16 protein-coding genes are annotated in these 16,332 nt (G+C 61.6%); 9 read left to right on the top strand and 7 right to left on the bottom strand.

Annotated elements, in window-relative coordinates:
* Positions 1-227: 227 nt before the first annotated feature.
* Positions 228-1,373: an MFS transporter gene (locus BW686_RS09940; protein WP_084916133.1), complete on the top strand. Its 1,146-nt coding sequence runs from the start codon at positions 228-230 to the stop codon at positions 1,371-1,373.
* On the opposite strand, the gene BW686_RS09935 is transcribed toward BW686_RS09940, so the two are convergent.
* Positions 1,370-2,950: a phospholipase D family protein gene (locus tag BW686_RS09935; protein ID WP_084916132.1), complete on the bottom strand. Its 1,581-nt coding sequence runs from the start codon at positions 2,948-2,950 to the stop codon at positions 1,370-1,372. The two genes, BW686_RS09940 and BW686_RS09935, sit on opposite strands and share 4 nt — an antisense overlap.
* A gap of 71 nt (positions 2,951-3,021) precedes the next feature.
* Complete coding sequence (locus BW686_RS09930) at positions 3,022-4,443, bottom strand: aminotransferase-like domain-containing protein (RefSeq protein WP_084916131.1); 1,422 nt, start codon at positions 4,441-4,443, stop codon at positions 3,022-3,024.
* A 174-nt stretch (positions 4,444-4,617) separates the two neighbouring features.
* Between BW686_RS09930 and BW686_RS09925 the strand changes: the two genes are divergently transcribed.
* Positions 4,618-4,869, top strand: coding sequence for a DUF1127 domain-containing protein (locus BW686_RS09925; RefSeq protein WP_084916130.1), 252 nt, complete (start codon positions 4,618-4,620; stop codon positions 4,867-4,869).
* Positions 4,870-4,873: 4 nt separating this feature from the next.
* On the opposite strand, the gene BW686_RS09920 is transcribed toward BW686_RS09925, so the two are convergent.
* On the bottom strand, positions 4,874-6,187 hold the full coding sequence (locus BW686_RS09920; protein WP_084916129.1) for an NAD(P)/FAD-dependent oxidoreductase: 1,314 nt from the start codon (positions 6,185-6,187) through the stop codon (positions 4,874-4,876).
* Between the two features lie 105 nt (positions 6,188-6,292).
* On the opposite strand from BW686_RS09920, the gene BW686_RS09915 reads away from it, so the two are divergent.
* Entirely contained in the window at positions 6,293-6,646 is a 354-nt protein-coding gene (locus BW686_RS09915) for a YkgJ family cysteine cluster protein (RefSeq protein WP_084916128.1), read from the top strand.
* A 9-nt stretch (positions 6,647-6,655) separates the two neighbouring features.
* On the opposite strand, the gene BW686_RS09910 is transcribed toward BW686_RS09915, so the two are convergent.
* Positions 6,656-7,144, bottom strand: a complete 489-nt coding sequence (locus BW686_RS09910; protein ID WP_084916127.1) for an Lrp/AsnC ligand binding domain-containing protein — start codon at positions 7,142-7,144, stop codon at positions 6,656-6,658.
* Positions 7,145-7,301: 157 nt separating this feature from the next.
* Between BW686_RS09910 and dadA the strand changes: the two genes are divergently transcribed.
* From dadA to BW686_RS09880, 6 genes are all read left to right on the top strand, one after another.
* Positions 7,302-8,603 (top strand): D-amino acid dehydrogenase, encoded by a 1,302-nt coding sequence (dadA, locus tag BW686_RS09905; RefSeq protein ID WP_084916126.1) that lies wholly within the window; start codon positions 7,302-7,304, stop codon positions 8,601-8,603.
* Positions 8,575-8,928 (top strand): RidA family protein, encoded by a 354-nt coding sequence (locus BW686_RS09900; protein ID WP_084916125.1) that lies wholly within the window; start codon positions 8,575-8,577, stop codon positions 8,926-8,928. Before dadA ends, BW686_RS09900 begins: the two co-directional genes overlap by 29 nt.
* A 77-nt stretch (positions 8,929-9,005) precedes the next feature.
* A complete protein-coding gene (gene alr, locus BW686_RS09895; protein ID WP_084916124.1) occupies positions 9,006-10,079 on the top strand; it encodes an alanine racemase in 1,074 nt (357 codons plus the stop codon).
* Between the two features lie 125 nt (positions 10,080-10,204).
* Complete coding sequence (locus BW686_RS09890) at positions 10,205-10,753, top strand: cupin domain-containing protein (protein WP_084916123.1); 549 nt, start codon at positions 10,205-10,207, stop codon at positions 10,751-10,753.
* Between the two features lie 25 nt (positions 10,754-10,778).
* Positions 10,779-11,102: a c-type cytochrome gene (locus tag BW686_RS09885; RefSeq protein WP_084916122.1), complete on the top strand. Its 324-nt coding sequence runs from the start codon at positions 10,779-10,781 to the stop codon at positions 11,100-11,102.
* 112 nt (positions 11,103-11,214) lie between these two features.
* Positions 11,215-13,146 (top strand): acetyl-CoA hydrolase/transferase C-terminal domain-containing protein, encoded by a 1,932-nt coding sequence (locus tag BW686_RS09880; protein WP_084916121.1) that lies wholly within the window; start codon positions 11,215-11,217, stop codon positions 13,144-13,146.
* Positions 13,147-13,283: 137 nt separating this feature from the next.
* Here the strand turns inward: BW686_RS09880 and BW686_RS09875 are convergent, their stop codons facing one another.
* Genes BW686_RS09875 through BW686_RS09865 form a run of 3 tightly spaced genes read right to left on the bottom strand, consistent with a single transcriptional unit; the run spans position 13,284 to position 16,254 of the window.
* The gene (locus BW686_RS09875) at positions 13,284-14,096 is read right to left on the bottom strand and encodes a sulfite exporter TauE/SafE family protein (RefSeq protein WP_084916120.1); all 813 of its coding nucleotides are present in this window, start codon (positions 14,094-14,096) and stop codon (positions 13,284-13,286) included.
* Entirely contained in the window at positions 14,089-15,342 is a 1,254-nt protein-coding gene (locus BW686_RS09870) for an NAD(P)/FAD-dependent oxidoreductase (RefSeq protein WP_084916119.1), read from the bottom strand. The genes BW686_RS09875 and BW686_RS09870 overlap by 8 nt, the downstream gene beginning before the upstream one ends.
* 27 nt (positions 15,343-15,369) lie before the next feature.
* On the bottom strand, positions 15,370-16,254 hold the full coding sequence (locus BW686_RS09865; RefSeq protein WP_084916118.1) for an MBL fold metallo-hydrolase: 885 nt from the start codon (positions 16,252-16,254) through the stop codon (positions 15,370-15,372).
* Positions 16,255-16,332 lie beyond the last annotated feature (78 nt).

The raw sequence follows: 16,332 nt of genomic DNA, 5'->3' as shown, positions 1-16,332 counted from the left end.
CAGTGTGTGGCTGGGGCGTGAGGAACGATCAGTGTATGGCTGGAGCGTGCGGAACGATCAGTGTATGGCTGGAGCGTGCGGAACGATCAGTGTGCGGCTGAGGCATGCGGAACGAGCAGCGGCCGAGAAAGCTGATCGTGCCCACGCTCCGCGTGGGCATGCCGTTCTGGACGCTCTGCGTCCGCTCTTGATCGCGTAATAAGCAAACGAGTTGCAGGAGCTTCAAAATGCGTTGGGGTACATATTTTGCCGTGCTGGCGTCCGTGCTGGGCGTCGGCCTGGCAATGGGTGTCAGCATGCCGCTGGTTTCATTGCGTCTGGCAGGCTGGGGCTATGGCTCGTTTGCCATCGGGATCATGGCGGCGATGCCTGCGGTGGGCGTACTGGTCGGCGCAGCGTTGGCCAGCCGTCTGGCCGCGAGGTTCGGCACGGCGCGCCTGATGCGCCTTTGTCTGTGGGCCGGGGCGGTGTCGGTCGGTGCGCTGGCGCTGCTGCCTTACTACTCGATATGGCTGGTGCTGCGCCTGACGCTCGGGATCATTCTGACCATCGTGTTCGTGCTGGGCGAAAGCTGGATCAATCAGTTGGTGATCGAGCGCCTGCGCGGGCGACTCGTCGCGCTGTACGGCAGCGCCTATGCACTGAGCCAACTGGCCGGTCCGTTGCTGCTGGGTGTCATTGGCACCCAGGCCGACTACGGTTTCTGGATCGGCGTCGTGTTGCTGGTCGGCTCACCGTTTCTGCTGCTGGGGCGCACTGGCGCGCCGTCGACCGAATCCTGCAACGTCACCTTCACCGACCTGCTCGGCTTCTGTCGTGGCATGCCCGCCATCGCCTGGGCGGTGGCATTGTTTGCGGCGTTCGAGGCATTGATCCTGACGCTGTTGCCGCTCTACTGCATACGCCACGGCTTTACCCCGGAAATCGCGCTGATCATGGTCAGCGTGGTGGTGATCGGCGACGCCCTGCTGCAACTGCCAATCGGCATGCTCGCCGACCGCATCTCGCGCCGCGCGATGTTCACTGGCTGTGCGGCGCTGTTGCTGGCCTCCAGCCTGATGGTGCCACTGCTGGTGGATACCGTTCTGATCTGGCCGCTGTGGGCCGTGTTCGGTGCCAGCGCGGGCGGGCTGTTCACCCTGTCGCTGATCCTGATCGGCGAGCGCTATCGCGACGACGCGCTGGTGCGTGCCAACGCCCACGTTGCTCAGCTCTGGGGCATCGGCTGCCTGATCGGGCCACTGGCAGCAGGTGCGGGCAGCCAGTGGGTCAGCGGTGAGGCCTTGCCGTTGCTGATGGCAGCAGGTGCGCTGGGGCTGCTGATTCTGATCAGACGACGCGGGGCCTTCGGGGCACACGCCGTACCGGCCTAGAGCATTCTTTCAAGGCCGATGGCCCGGCTCATCCACGCGTTGAAACGTCGCCATACATCGCCTGGCTCGGTATGCAGCGTGTGGAGCTGACCGTTGTCTTCAGTCACCCACACGACCTTGCCGTCCTCCAGCCTGGCCTCGTAGGTCAGCGACGGCGCCATACCTTGCAGCGTCAGCTCACGCAGCTCTTCAGCCAGTTGCGGGCTGTCGACCAGCACGCCGACTTCGGTGTTCCACAGCACGGAACGCGGGTCGAAGTTGAACGAGCCGACAAAGACTTTCTGCCGGTCAAAGATCATCGCCTTGCTGTGCAGGCTTGATTCGGAGCTGACCAGCGAATGGCTTTTCCTGAACAGGTGGGGGCCATTGCTGCGCATGGTTTCGGTGTCACCCGGCTGGCGACGCAGCTCGAACAGCTTCACGCCATGCTCCAGCAACGCCTTGCGGTACGGCGCATAGCCGCCATGCACAGCCGGTACATCAGTGGCTTCCAGCGAGTTGGTCAGCAGGCTGACCTTGACGCCGGCATCGGCCCGGCCGGTGAGGTACAGCAAGCCTTCGTGACCGGGCACGAAGTAGGCGGAGATCAGCATCAACTCCTTGTGGGTGTTCAGCAGTTCCGGGGCCAGTTGCGTGGTCAGCAACAGATGCGGATCGGGGTCGCCCTGGGCGAGCACTTTGGTGGGCGCATCCCACAACGCCTGGTTGTAGGCCCAGACCAGTTCGTTGAGCCAGGTTTTCATGCGGGGCTGAGTCTTGTAGGCCATCAGCCGCTCATACAGGGCCTTGTGCTGCTGGTGCGCCTGCTCCAGCGAATCGTCCAGCTTCTGCCGCGCCTCGGCCAGGTCTTCGCCGTCAGGCAGGAAATACATGAACTCGGCGATAGGCTTGCTGAGGGTGCTGTTCCAGTACTGATCGAAGCTGTGGCCCAGTTGTTCGGCAACCGGCCCGACGCTGAGCATGTCGATGTCGGTGAAATTCAGGTTCGGTTCGGCATCGAAATATTCGTCGCCCAGGTTGCGCCCGCCGACAATCGCCACGCTGCTGTCGGCCAGCCACAGTTTGTTGTGCATGCGTCGGTGTTGACGCGACAGGTTCATCAAGCGCCCCAGACTGCGAGTGATGCCGGTCTCGCGCCCCAGGTTTTGCGGGTTGAACAGGCGAATCTCGATGTTCGGATGCGCCGCCAGCGTGGCGATCGCCTGATCCAGCCCGTCGCTGGTGGTGTCGTCCAGCAGGATGCGCACGCGAACGCCACGGTCAGCCGCCTTGAGCAACTCGTCGATCAACGCACGCGTGCTCAGGCCGTCGTGGACGATGTAGTACTGCAGATCGAGGCTGCTTTTGGCGTTGCGGATCAGTTCGGCGCGGGCCTTGAAGGCGTCGCTGCTGTCAGGCAGCAGGCGAAAGCCAGAGCGCCCCTCGTGCGGCATCGCCATGGCCTGAATCGAGCGCCCGAACGCCGCCCCTGAAGGCGGCATGGCCTGGCTCGGCTCGCTGGCGATGTTCTGGTGCGCGCAACCGCTGACGCACAATGCAACCAGCAAGCAAAAGGGCAAGGCCCATGAATTGTTCACATTGATTTCCGTGTCTGGACATGGCTCGACTTGCCGATAAGACCCGCAAAACCGGGAAAGATTTGCCAACGTCAGTCAGTTTGCGCATTCAGTTGCGCGACTGTCTCGCCCACGATACGCACGGCGCTCTCGATTTCCGGTGTAGGTCTGGCCGCGTAATTCATGCGCAGGCAGTTGCGATACTTGCCCGACGCCGAAAAAATACTGCCCACCGCGACCTGCACGCCCTTATCCAGCAAGATGCGGTTCAAGCGCTGACTGTCGAAATCGTCGGCCAGTTCTACCCACAGTATGAAGCCGCCTTGCGGGCGACTGGCGCGGGTGCCTTCGGGAAAATAGCGCATGACCCAGTCAATGATCTGATCGCGACTGCGCTGGTATTGCGTGCGCATACGCCTGACGTGCGGCTCGTAATGACCGCCCGCGATAAAATCGGCGATGGCCAGTTGTGGTTGGGGCGCCGTCGATCCGGTGCCGATGTATTTCATGTGCAGCACTTGCTCCAGATAACGACCCGGCGCGACCCAGCCCACGCGCAGGCCCGGCGCCAGGGTTTTGGAGAACGAACTGCAGAGCAGCACGCGACCGTCTTCGTCGAAGGACTTGATGGTTCGCGGGCGAGGGTAGTTGTACGCAAGATCGCCATACACATCGTCTTCGATGATCGCCACATCGAAGCGTTGTGCCAGGGTCAGCAAGGCACGCTTGCGGGCTTCCGGCATGATGTAGCCCAACGGGTTGTTGCAGTTGGGCGTCAACTGGATGACCTTGATCGGCCACTGTTCCAGCGCCAGTTCCAGCGCTTCGAGGCTGATGCCGGTCAGCGGATCGGTCGGAATCTCCATCGCCTTCATGCCGACACCCTTGAGGGTCTGCATGGCGCCGAAGAAGCTCGGTGAATCCACTGCAATGATGTCGCCCGGCTCACAAATGGCACGCACACTGGCCGACAGGGCTTCGTGACAGCCGGTGGTGATAATCAGGTCATTGGCCGTGAGGTTGCAGCCTGAATCAAGCATCAGCCGGGCGATCTGTTCACGCAGCCTCGGCACGCCATAGATGTTGTCGTAATACAGACCCGGCATGTCTTGATGGCGACTCAACTGCCCCAATGCGCGCATCAGCGGCTTCAGGGTCGGGCTGGTGACATCAGGCATGCCGCGCCCCAGTTGCGTCACCGCTTCGCGGGGTGCAACACGAATCAGGTCAAGCACCTGATCCCATTGAGAGATATCCACAGGCCGCTGCACCGGACGCCCCACCGCCGGAAGTGCGGGTGTCCGCCTGCCGACCGAGACGAAATAGCCGGACTTGGGTTTCGGCGAAGCCAGGCCGTTGTCTTCCAGCACCCGATACGCCTGCTGCACGGTGCTCAGACTGACGCCGTGCTCAAGGCTCAGCGCACGCACCGAGGGCAGCCGGTCGCCGGGCCGGTAAAAGCCGTTTTCAATGCGTGAGCCGAGCAACTCGGCAAGGTTGACGTAGAGCGTCATGGCGGTCTCTTGATGCAATCAGGGAGTTCGAGCAGTACAGATTAGGCCGAAATATAGCATTCAGAGCCATTTCCGAACGATCTGTATGGAAAATATAACCCTGTTTTGAATCTGTAATGGTTTTAGCCATGACTTCATCATAGACCCACACCCAACCAGGATGAGGGAATCGAGATGAACGGGTTCAGCGATGTGCGCCTGACGCTTCACAGCCAGGAACTGAATGACTATCGGCCGACTGCAATCAGAACGGCTCGCCCGAAAAAAGCCGATCTGCTGGCGGGCATGAGTCGTTGGGCGCTGTATCGTCATCGCTGGACATCCCGCCGCACGTTGCTGGCACTGACCGATGATCAACTGCGCGACATCGGCCTCGATTTCCAGCAGGCCAGGGTCGAGGCAATGAAACCGTTCTGGAGGACGTGAGCCTTCAGCGCAGCTCTTTCAGACGGTGCCAGAGCATGCCCAGCGCCAATAACGGCGAGCGCAGATGTTTGCCGCCCGGGAAGGTCATGTGCGGCACCTTGGCGAACAGTTCGAAGCCATCACTGTGTTGACCCGTGATGGCTTCGGCAAGCAAGCGACCCGCCAGGTGCGTGGCATTCAGACCGTGCCCTGAATAGGCCTGGGCATAGAACACGTTGGGATGGTCCTTGAGCCGACCGATCTGCGGCAGACGGTTGGCGCCGATACCGATCATCCCGCCCCAGTGATAATCGATGTTCACAGCCGCCAGTTGCGGAAAGACCTCCAGCATCTTGGGGCGCATGTAAGCCGCGATATCCTGCGGGTCACGCCCCGAATAATGGCAGGCGCCCCCGAACAACAAACGGCGGTCGGCGGACAGGCGGAAGTAGTCCACCGTCACACGCTGATCGCACACCGCCATGTCCTGCGGCAGCAATTCATTGGCCTGAGCCTCGCTCAACGGTTCGGTCGCGATAATGTAGCTGCCCGCCGGCAGCACCTTGCCGCTGATTTCCGGGTTCAAGTCGTTGAGGTAAGCGTTGCAACCCAGTACCAGGGTTTTCGCCAGCACCGCCCCTTGAGCCGTATGCACCTTGACCTGCGGGCCATAGTCGATGCGTGTCACGGCAGACTGTTCGAACACTTGCACGCCCAGTGCCTGCGCGACAGCGGCTTCGCCCAGCGCAAGGTTCAACGGGTGCAAATGCCCCGATCCCCTGTCGATCAGCCCGCCAACGTATCGGTCGGAACCCACCACGCTGCGCATCTGATCAGGTTGCAGCAGCGTCAACGCATGGCGATAACCCAGGCTGCGCAGTTCCTCTGCGTCTTCGGCGAGGCTGTGCAGGTCACGCGGCTTGTTGGCCAGATCGCAGTAACCCCATTTCAGGTCGCAGTCGATGCCGTAGCGCTCGACACGTTGCCGCACGATCTCGACCGCCTCAATGCCCAGCAGCTTGAGCTGGCGTACGCCGTCGCTGCCGATGACATTGGCGAACTGCTCGACGTCATGCCCCACTCCGCGAATCAACTGGCCGCCGTTGCGTCCGCTGGCGCCCCAGCCGATCTTGCGGGCTTCCAGCAGTGCAACGCTCAGCCCGCGCTCGGCCAGCTCGATGGCGGTGTTGAGCCCGGAAAATCCGCCGCCCACCACGCACACATCCACCTTGAGCTCGCCTTGAAGCGCAGGATGATCCGGTTGCGGATGGCTGCTGGCGGCATAGTAGGAGGCAACATGCGCGGTGTCAGGGGTCGGGTGCTGAACGCGGGCGTTCATGAGTTTTTCCTGTCGATGACGTTTGTGTGCCCGGGAGGATAAGCCGCTGTCCTGAGCCTGCCAACTGAGGCAAACTCCCGGCATTGTGTCTGGATGGACGTTTTAATGAGTTGCAACCGTCAGAAAGTCCGCGATCTGCGGCGTGAGATTCCCTCGTTCGACTGCGTGCCAGGCTGCCATGACTGTTGCGGGCCGGTCACCACATCGCCTGAAGAAATGTCGCGCCTGCCGCGCAAGACCGCTGCCGAGCAGGACGCTGCACTCGATGAGCTGAACTGCGTACACCTCGGCCCGCAAGGCTGTACGGTGTATGACGAGCGCCCGCTTATCTGCCGCCTGTTCGGGACCACGGCCAGCCTGCCGTGCCCCAATGGCCGTCGCCCGGTGGAACTGATTCACCCTCGTGTCGAGCAGCAGATACACGAGTACATGGCGTCGACCCGGCAAGTGCTGGTGTAACCGCCAGCGTCAGTCGGCAATCGGCAGGTTCAGACTCTCTTTCACTTCTTCCATCACGATGTAGCTCTTGGATTCGCGCACGTGCGGCAGCTTGAGCAGGATGTCGCCCAGCAGTTTGCGATACGACGCCATCTCGGAAATACGCGCCTTGACCAGATAGTCGAAGTCGCCGGACACCAGATGGCACTCCAGCACATGTGGCAGCTTCAGCACGGCGCGGCGGAACTCTTCAAAGGTGTCGCCGGACTTGTAATCCAGGCTGATTTCTACGAAGACCAGCAGGCTGGCTTTGAGGCTTTGCGGGTTCAACCGGGCGTTGTAGCCCATGATGATGCCCTCGCGCTCCAGCCGACGAACCCGCTCGGTGCAGGGTGTTGTCGAGAGGCCGACCCTTTCGCCCAGTTCGGTGAACGAGATGCGCGCATCGGCCTGAAGAATGCGCAAGATATTGCGGTCAATCTTGTCCAGTTCGCGATTTGACTGATGTTGAGTACGCACGGGCAAATTCCCCTCTACCAAAGCGTTTAATGCCGTGAATAAATGCTGAATATAAACACTTATACAGTGAGAAGCACTGCCCATTGCTCAATATACTGCGCACATTCTGGCTTTAATATTGAAAATATCAGCGGATATCCGCGATGAGGTCGTCCACATGCGCGTTCTGGTCCTTGGTAGTGGTGTCATCGGTACCACCAGTGCTTACTATCTGGCGCGTGCCGGTTTCCAGGTGACTGTGGTCGACCGTCAGCCTGCTGCCGGCATGGAAACCAGTTTCGCCAATGCCGGCCAGGTCTCGCCGGGCTATGCATCGCCGTGGGCGGCGCCGGGCGTGCCGCTCAAGGCCATCAAATGGCTGCTGCAACGTCACGCCCCCCTGGCGATCAAAGCCACGACCGACATCGATCAGTACCTGTGGATGGCTCAGATGCTGCGCAACTGCACGGCAAGTCGATACGCCGTCAACAAAGAGCGCATGGTGCGCCTGTCCGAGTACAGCCGCGATTGCCTGGACGAGCTGCGCATCGAGACCGGGATCGCTTACGAGGGCCGCAGCCTGGGCACTACTCAGCTATTCCGCACGCAGGCACAGCTGGACAATGCCGCCAAGGATATCGCCGTGCTTGAGCAATCCGGCGTTCCTTATGAGCTGCTGGATCGCGAGGGGATTGCCCGTGTCGAACCCGCACTGGCGGGCGTGACCGGTATTCTCAGCGGGGCGTTACGCCTGCCCAATGACCAGACCGGCGATTGTCAGTTGTTCACCACGCGTCTGGCGGAGATGGCGGTGGCGCTGGGTGTCGAATTCCGTTACGGCCAGAACATCGAACGCCTCGATCACTCGGGCGACAGCCTCAAGGGTGTGTGGATCGATGGCGTGCTGGAAACCGCAGACCGCTACGTGCTGGCGCTGGGCAGTTATTCACCACAATTGCTCAAGCCGCTGGGCATCAAGGCACCGGTGTACCCGCTCAAGGGCTACTCGCTGACCGTGCCGATCACCAACCCGGACATGGCACCGACATCGACCATTCTCGATGAAACCTACAAGGTTGCCATTACCCGCTTCGACAACCGGATCCGGGTCGGCGGCATGGCTGAAATCGCCGGGTTTGATCTCTCGCTCAACCCGCGTCGTCGCGAAACGCTGGAGATGATCGTCGGCGACCTCTATCCTCAAGGCGGCGACCTGAGCCAGGCGAGTTTCTGGACCGGGCTGCGTCCGACCACACCCGATGGCACACCGATCGTGGGGGCAACACCGTTGCGCAACCTGTTCCTCAATACCGGCCACGGCACACTGGGCTGGACGATGGCGTGCGGTTCCGGTCGCTTGCTGGCGGACCTCATCGCCCGCAAGACGCCTCGGATCAGTGCCCAAGGGCTCGATATCTCTCGTTACGGCCACACCCAGGAGAATGCACAGCATGTCAATCCAGCGCCAGCTCACCAATGAGCGCATGAGTCAGGTCGTTGTCCACAATGGCACCGTGTATCTGTCGGGCCAGGTGGGCGATGACATGACAGCGGGTGTCGAGCAACAGACCCGGGAGGTCCTGAACAGCATCGAGCGTCTGCTCGACCTGGCCGGCACCGACAAGACGCGTATCCTGTCGGTCACGATTTACCTGAAAGACATCGACGCCCACTTCGCCGGCATGAACAGCGTCTGGGACAAGTGGCTGCCCAAGGGCTTCGCTCCCGCGCGTGCAACCGTCGAAGCCAGGTTGTGCGAACCGGAAATCCTCGTCGAATTGTCGGTTGTCGCCGCACTGCCATAACATTTCACACTCGCCCGACGCCTCCCCGGCGTCGGGCCTTTTCCTCCGATTACTCTCTTCAGGCAATTAACGTCACCATGCGTCCAGCCCGCGCCCTTATTGATCTTCAGGCACTGCGCCACAACTACCAACTGGCTCGAGAAAGCAGCGGCGGCAAAGCCCTCGCGGTCATCAAAGCCGATGCTTATGGCCACGGTGCCGTGCGTGTCGCCCAGGCACTGGAGGCACAGGCCGACGGTTTTGCAGTGGCCTGCATCGAAGAAGCGCTGGAGCTGCGCGCAGCGGGTATTCGTGCGCCCATCCTGTTGCTCGAAGGTTTCTTTGAAGCCCAGGAGCTGGCGCTGATTGTCGAACACGACCTGTGGACAGTCGTGCATTCCATCTGGCAACTGGAAGCCATTGAACAGGCTCGGCTCGATACGCCGATAACCGTCTGGCTCAAGCTCGACACCGGCATGCACCGCGTCGGCTTGTACCCTTCGGAGTATCGCGACGCTTATCAACGCCTGTTGGCGACCGGCAAAGTGGCGAAGGTTGTTCTGATGACTCACTTCGCCTGCGCAGACGAGCTGGGCAGTCCGTCGAGCGCAGAACAATGCGCGGTGTTCGACGCCACCTGCCAGGGGCTGTCGGCCGAAACCAGCCTGAAAAACTCGCCTGCCGTGATGGGCTGGCCGAAGATCCGCAGTGACTGGTCGCGTACCGGCATCATGCTGTATGGCGCCACGCCATTCGGCCAGCCGCAGCCACTGGCAGACCGTCTGCAGCCGGTCATGACCCTGGAATCGAAAATCATCAGCGTGCGCGAAGTGCCCGCCGGTGAAGCCGTGGGCTACGGCGCGACCTTCGTCAGCGACCAGCCTTTGCGGGTCGGCGTGGTGGCGATGGGGTATGCCGACGGTTACCCGCGTCATGCGCCGTCCGGAACGCCGATGCAGGTCGACGGCCACCCCTCCAGACTGCTTGGACGAGTGTCGATGGACATGCTCTGCGTCGACCTGACCGGGTTGCCGCAGTCCGGGCTTGGCAGCCGGGTCGAGCTGTGGGGCAAAGGCGTACACGCCAGTGAAGTCGCGGCGCAGGCTGACACGATTCCGTACCAGATCTTCTGCAATCTGCGTCGTGTGCCGCGTATCTATTCCGAAAACTGATTCCTGAGTCTGCCTGTTTCCCTCTTTCTGTGTCGGCATCGGTCGAAGTGTTGTAAATATTGAACGCTGTTGCCATGATGGCGTTCATACCGACTTGACCTGACAAATATTGGGGGAATGCCGCATTGGACGTGGGTGAACGGCTGCAATCGATCCGCAAGCTCAAGGGCCTGTCCCAACGAGAACTCGCCAAACGCGCAGGCGTGACCAACAGCACCATTTCCATGATCGAGAAAAACAGCGTAAGCCCTTCGATCAGCTCGTTGCGCAAGGTGCTGGGCGGCATCCCCATGTCGATGGTCGAATTCTTTTCGGAAGAAACCGTCCCGGAAAACGCGACCCAGGTGGTCTACAAGGCCAGCGAACTGATTGATATCTCGGACGGTGCGGTGACCATGAAGCTGGTCGGCAAGTCGCATCAGGGTCGCGCCATCGCGTTTCTGACCGAGACCTACCCGCCGGGCGCCGACACCGGCGAAGAGATGCTCGTTCACGAGGGCGAAGAAACCGGAATTCTTGTTGAAGGGCGGCTTGAGCTGGTGGTCGGGCACGAGACCTATGTGCTTGAAGCGGGCGACAGTTACTACTTCGAAAGCACCCGACCGCACCGCTTTCGCAACCCGTTCGATGCTCCGGCGCGACTGATCAGCGCTGCCACGCCCGCCAACTTCTGAACAGGCCCATCAAGATGAGTGCAGCGTGAACCTCACCCGCAAGCGCCTGAGCATCGCAGGCATCTTGACCCTCTGGGCACTTAACGCCCAGGCTGCCGACGCAGCCCGATCCCCTGACGACATCATCGCCGCCCACTGCGTGGCCTGTCACAGCGTCGGCCTGCTCAACGCGCCAAAAATCGGTGACACACCAGCCTGGGAAGCGCGTGCCAAAAAAGCCGGAGGCCTCGATGGCTTGCTGGCCAACACCGTCAAAGGCCTCAGCATCATGCCGCCGAAAGGCACCTGTGCCGACTGCACCGACGACGAACTCAAGAACGCCATACAGAGCATGTCCGGGCTGAAGTAACGTAGATTCTCGTTACCACGCTGGAGCCTGGGAACGAGAGAAAAGGCTGTGGGAGCACTTTCGCTTCTTCACCGGTCCAAGCTGCACCCAATAAGAATTCAGGAGAGCTGGGATGCCGTATTCCTGTTCCATCGAGCAAGCCGTCGATCACGTTCTGGCGCAATTACCCGAGCATATTCACCTCGGCATGCCGCTGGGGTTAGGCAAACCCAATCGGTTCGTCAACGCCCTGTACCAGCGCATCAGCCAGTTGCCCGAGCGCAAGCTGACGATCTACACCGCCCTGACACTCGGCCGCCCCACGCCCGGCGAAGGCTTGCAGGCGCGGTTTCTGGAGCCGTTTCTGGAGCGAACGTTCGGCGACTATCCAGAGCTGGAATTTCTCGCTGCCCTGCGCCGCGACAAACTGCCCGGCAATGTCCGCGTCCAGCAGTTTTTCATGCAGCCGGGCAGCCTGCTCGACAGTGCGCCGGCCCAGCAGGATTACGTCAGCAGCAATTACAGCCACGCCGCCCGTGACATCAACGCCAACGGCCTGAACCTGGTCGCGCAACTGGTGGCGCGTGATGAACAGCGTCCGGGCAAACTGAGCCTGAGCTGCAATCCGGACGTCACCCTCGACCTGCTGCCCATGATCGCCAAGCGTCGAGCCGCTGGAGAAACCGTTCTGATGCTGGGTCAGGTCCACGCCGACCTGCCGTACATGCCGGGCGACTCGGAGCTGGACGTTGACGCCTTTGACGTGCTGTTGAACGAAGACGAACACAGCACGCTGTTCTCCACGCCCAATATGCCGGTGGGTTATCAGGATCACTTGATCGGTCTGCATGCCAGCACACTGGTGCGCGACGGCGGGACGCTGCAGATCGGCATCGGCTCGATGGGCGATGCACTGACCGGCGCCTTGCTGGCGCGGCAGGCTGACAACGAAACCTGGCGCAGCCTGCTGGCCGACTTGAACATGAGCAACTGGCAGACCCTGATCGACCGGGAAGGCGGTACTCAACCTTTTGCCAGCGGCCTGTACGGTTGCAGCGAGATGTTCGTCAACGGGCTGCTGGTGCTGGCCGACGCCGGCATCGTGCGGCGCAAGGTGTACGCCGATGCCGAGCTGCAACGGCTGGCCAACATGGGCACGCTGGACGAAGACGCGCACCCCGAGGGCGTGGTCGTGCATGGCGGCTTCTTTCTCGGGCCATCGAGTTTCTATGCACGGCTGCGTGAACTGCCTGCCGAGCGGCTGGCGCAATTCAACATGACCGCCATCAGCTACATCAACGAGCTTTACGGCCAGGAAGACCTCAAGCGCCTGCAACGCCGCGATGCGCGCTTCATCAACAGCGCCTTCACCGTCACCCTGATGGGCGCTGCGGTGGCCGACCAACTGGAAGACGGCCGGGTGCTCAGTGGCGTGGGCGGTCAATACAACTTCGTCGCTCAGGCCCATGCGCTCGAAGGCGCCCGTTCGATTCTGATGGTGCGCAGCTGGCGCGAGTCAGGCGGCGAGGTCAGTTCCAATATTGTCTGGCAGTACGGGCATACCACCATCCCCCGGCACTTGCGTGACATCGTCGTGACCGAATACGGCATTGCCGATCTGCGCGGGCAGACGGACGCCACGGTGATCGAACGGATCCTGAATATCACCGACTCACGGTTTCAGCCAGGCTTGATCGAGCAGGCCCAGAAGACTGGCAAGCTGCCCAAAGACTTCCACCTCGACCCACGCTTCACCCAGAACACACCGGAGCGCCTGCGGGATATTTCAGCGCATTACCCGTCGCTGTTCACCGAGTACCCGCTGGGCTGTGATTTCACACCTGAAGAGCGCGATCTGCTGCGCGCACTGAACTGGCTGAAGAGCAAGCTCAAGCTCACTGAAATCCTTGAACTGGGCAAAGCCACCCTCGACGCACCGGAACCGGAAGCCTTCCAGCTGCACCTGCAACGCATGCAACTGGACAACCCGCAGGGCCTGCGCGAGGAGTTGTACCAGCGGCTGCTGCTGGCCGGCTTGCAAAATACGACCGGGCTGACAGGCTGATAATTTCGGCGAGCCCGGCAACCCGCGCCTTTGTTCATTCTCGTCCCCATGCTCCAGCGTGGGGACGCCGTTCTGGACGCTCCGCGTCCGACGTTGATGTGCGGTGGGGCGCAGACTTACAGGAGAGCCAACGCCAACTACACCACCGAAAACACCAGCATCAACGCAGCCATGATCCCGCACACAGCAAACAACTGCTGCAAACGCGGACCGGCCAGATAGCGAGCGATTTGCCTGCCACCGATCAGGCCAGCCACCGCGCCGAGTGCGAAGGGCGCGCCTACCGCCCAGTGCATGACGCCACTCAGTGACGCAATAACGACGCTGCCGGTCGAGACCAGCGCGATCACGGCCAGTGACGTCGCCACAACGCTTTTCATGTCCAGGTCGCTGTAACGCGTGAGCGCCGGAATGATCACGAATCCGCCACCGACGCCCAGCAGGCCCGACAGTAACCCCGAGCACATACCGGTCAGCGTCAAGGCGCGCAGGCACGGCATGGTCCAGCGCAGCCTTCCTTGCAGCGGGTTGAGCACGCAGGGCAGTGTTTCCGCCCGAGGTGCCGGTTGGCCGTCGCGCAATTCGCGGCTGGCCCTCATGAACATGCGCCCGCAGGCATACAGCAAAACGGCGGAAAAGATCAGCGCCAGCGGCGCATTGGGCACACGATGGGCGAGCCATAAACCCAAGGGCGCGACCAGCACGCCAATACCGGCGATATAGCCCGCAGCGCGATAGCGAACGATGCCCTGACGCAGCCCCAGCACGGCACCGACCCCGGCAGCCAGCCCCACCGCCAGCAGGCCGACAGGCGCGGCTTCGACAATCGTCAGACCCAGGCCGAAGACCAGCAACGGCACCGCGAGGATGCCACCGCCAGCGCCGGTCAATGCCAGCACTGTCCCGATGATTGCACCCAGCCCCGCACCCAACAGTTGATGCTCAACCATGTGGAACGTCAGCCTTCTTCGGTTTGGCCAGCCACTCGCGGCCCTTGAGCATGCCGTTCCAGTAAAGCGCAGGCAGCACGCTTTCCTTCAACCACCACGCCAGTCGGGTCGGCTTGCGCCCATCCAGCAACCAGTTCGGGAAGCTGGGCGCAACCTTGCCGCCGTACGTAAACTCGGCCAGCACGATCTTGCCTTTCTCGACGGTCAGCGGGCATGAACCGTAGCCGTCATAGGTGGCGGACGCTGTCAGGCGCCCCAGTGCGACCAGCACATTATTGGCCACTACCGGGGCCTGTTTGCGCGCAGCGGCAGCGGTCTTGGCGTTGCTGGTGTTGGTGGCGTCGCCCAGGCCGTGAATGTTGGCGAACTGCCGGTGCCGGAGCGTGGCCGGGTCCACGTCCACCCAGCCTGCGGCATCGGCCAACGGGCTGCTGCGGATGAAATCGGGAGCGATTTGCGGGGGCACCACGTGCAGCATGTCGAAGTGTTGCTCGACCGTTTCGCTGCTCCCGTCTGCCTGGGTGCGGATGAACGTAGCGCGTTTGCCCGGCCCGTCGACGGCCACCAGCCGGTGGCTGAACTTGAGGTCGATGGCGTAGCGGTCGACGTAACTCATCAGCGCAGGCACGTAGTCCGCAACACCAAACAACACGCCGCCTGCGTTGTAGAACTGCGTATTGATCTGCGCGAGGCGGCCGGTTTTCAGCCAGTGATCGCAGGACAGGTACATGGCTTTTTGCGGCGCGCCTGCGCACTTGATCGGCATCGGTGGCTGGGTGAACAGAGCGCGACCCTGCTTGAGGCCCTGGACCAGCGTCCAGGTGTAAGGCGCGAGATCAAAGCGATAGTTGGAGGTCACGCCGTTGGCGCCGAGGGTCTCGACCAGTCCATCGATGGCGGCCCAGTCCAGCTTCAGGCCGGGGCAGACCACCAGTTGCTGATAGCCCATCGTGCGCCCGTCTTCCAGTGTCAGCGTGTTGTCCTGCGGCGCGAACGATGCCACCGCAGCCTTGACCCACTGCACACCCTCGGGAATCAGCGAAATCATGCTGCGCGCGGTGGATTGCGGCTGAAAAATACCGGCACCGACCATCGTCCAGCCGGGCTGGTAATAGTGGGTGTCGGCGGGATCAACCAGCGTGATCTGCAACGAGGCATCACGGGCGAGCAGGCTGGCAGCGGTCGCGATACCGGCCGCGCCGCTACCGACGATCAATATCTGGCAGGAGGTGTTCGAATCAGTCATGGCAGGGATTCCGAAAGCGGGTACAGCTCAAAGTGCATTGAGCGGGATCTTCAGGTAGACGACGCCGTTGTCTTCCGGCTCGGGAAAATGGCCACCGCGCATGTTGACCTGTACCGCAGGCAGCATGAGAACCGGCATGTCCAGCGTGGCGTCACGGGCTTCACGCATGCTGACGAACGCGTCTTCATCAACGCCATCGTGAACATGAATATTGCTGGCACGCTGTTCGGCAACGGTGGTCATGTATTTCAAGGCACGCCCGTTGGGCAAGTAATCGTGGCACATGAACAGGAGGGTCTGCTGTGGCAGGGCCAGCAGCTTGCGAATAGAGCGATAGAGCGTGCGCGCATCGGCACCGGGAAAGTCGCAACGCGCGGTGCCGTAGTCAGGCATGAACAGCGTATCGCCGACGAACGCGACGACCTGTTCGCCCACCTGTATCCGATAACTGGTACAGGCCGGTGTGTGCCCTGGCGTGTGCATGGCTTTTACCTGAAGCCCGCCAATGGCGAATGAAGCGTCATCCTCGACCAGCACGTCGAACTGACTGCCGTTGCGCGCAAAACCGGACGGCGCATTGAACAGGGCCCCGAACGTTTCCTGCACAACGGTGATATGGCTGCCGATAACCACTTGACCGCCCAGCGCCTGCTTGAGATAGGGCGCCGCCGACAGATGATCGGCATGCACATGGGTTTCGAGAATCCATTGCACCGAGGCTTGCAGGCTGCGTACGCGGTCTATCATCCGGTCTGCTGACTCGGTACGGGTACGGCCGGATTTGGGGTCGTAGTCGAGCACGCTGTCGATCAGCGCGCACTGCCTGCTCTCCATGTCCATCACCAGATAACTGATGGTCCCGGTATCGCCGTCGAATAACGCTTCGACGTAAAGCTGTTCAGCAATAATCATGTGCAATTCCCATGGCTGTAAATCGCCCGGAGGCCGCTTCGGCGGGCAGGACGGTTGGCAGTCGTTGCCTTGTATTCT

The sequence above is a fragment of the Pseudomonas syringae genome, assembly GCF_002157375.1.
Lineage (GTDB): Bacteria > Pseudomonadota > Gammaproteobacteria > Pseudomonadales > Pseudomonadaceae > Aquipseudomonas > Aquipseudomonas syringae_T.
The sequence above is the reverse complement of the archived record's forward strand: the minus strand, read 5'-3'. Positions and strand labels throughout refer to the sequence as shown.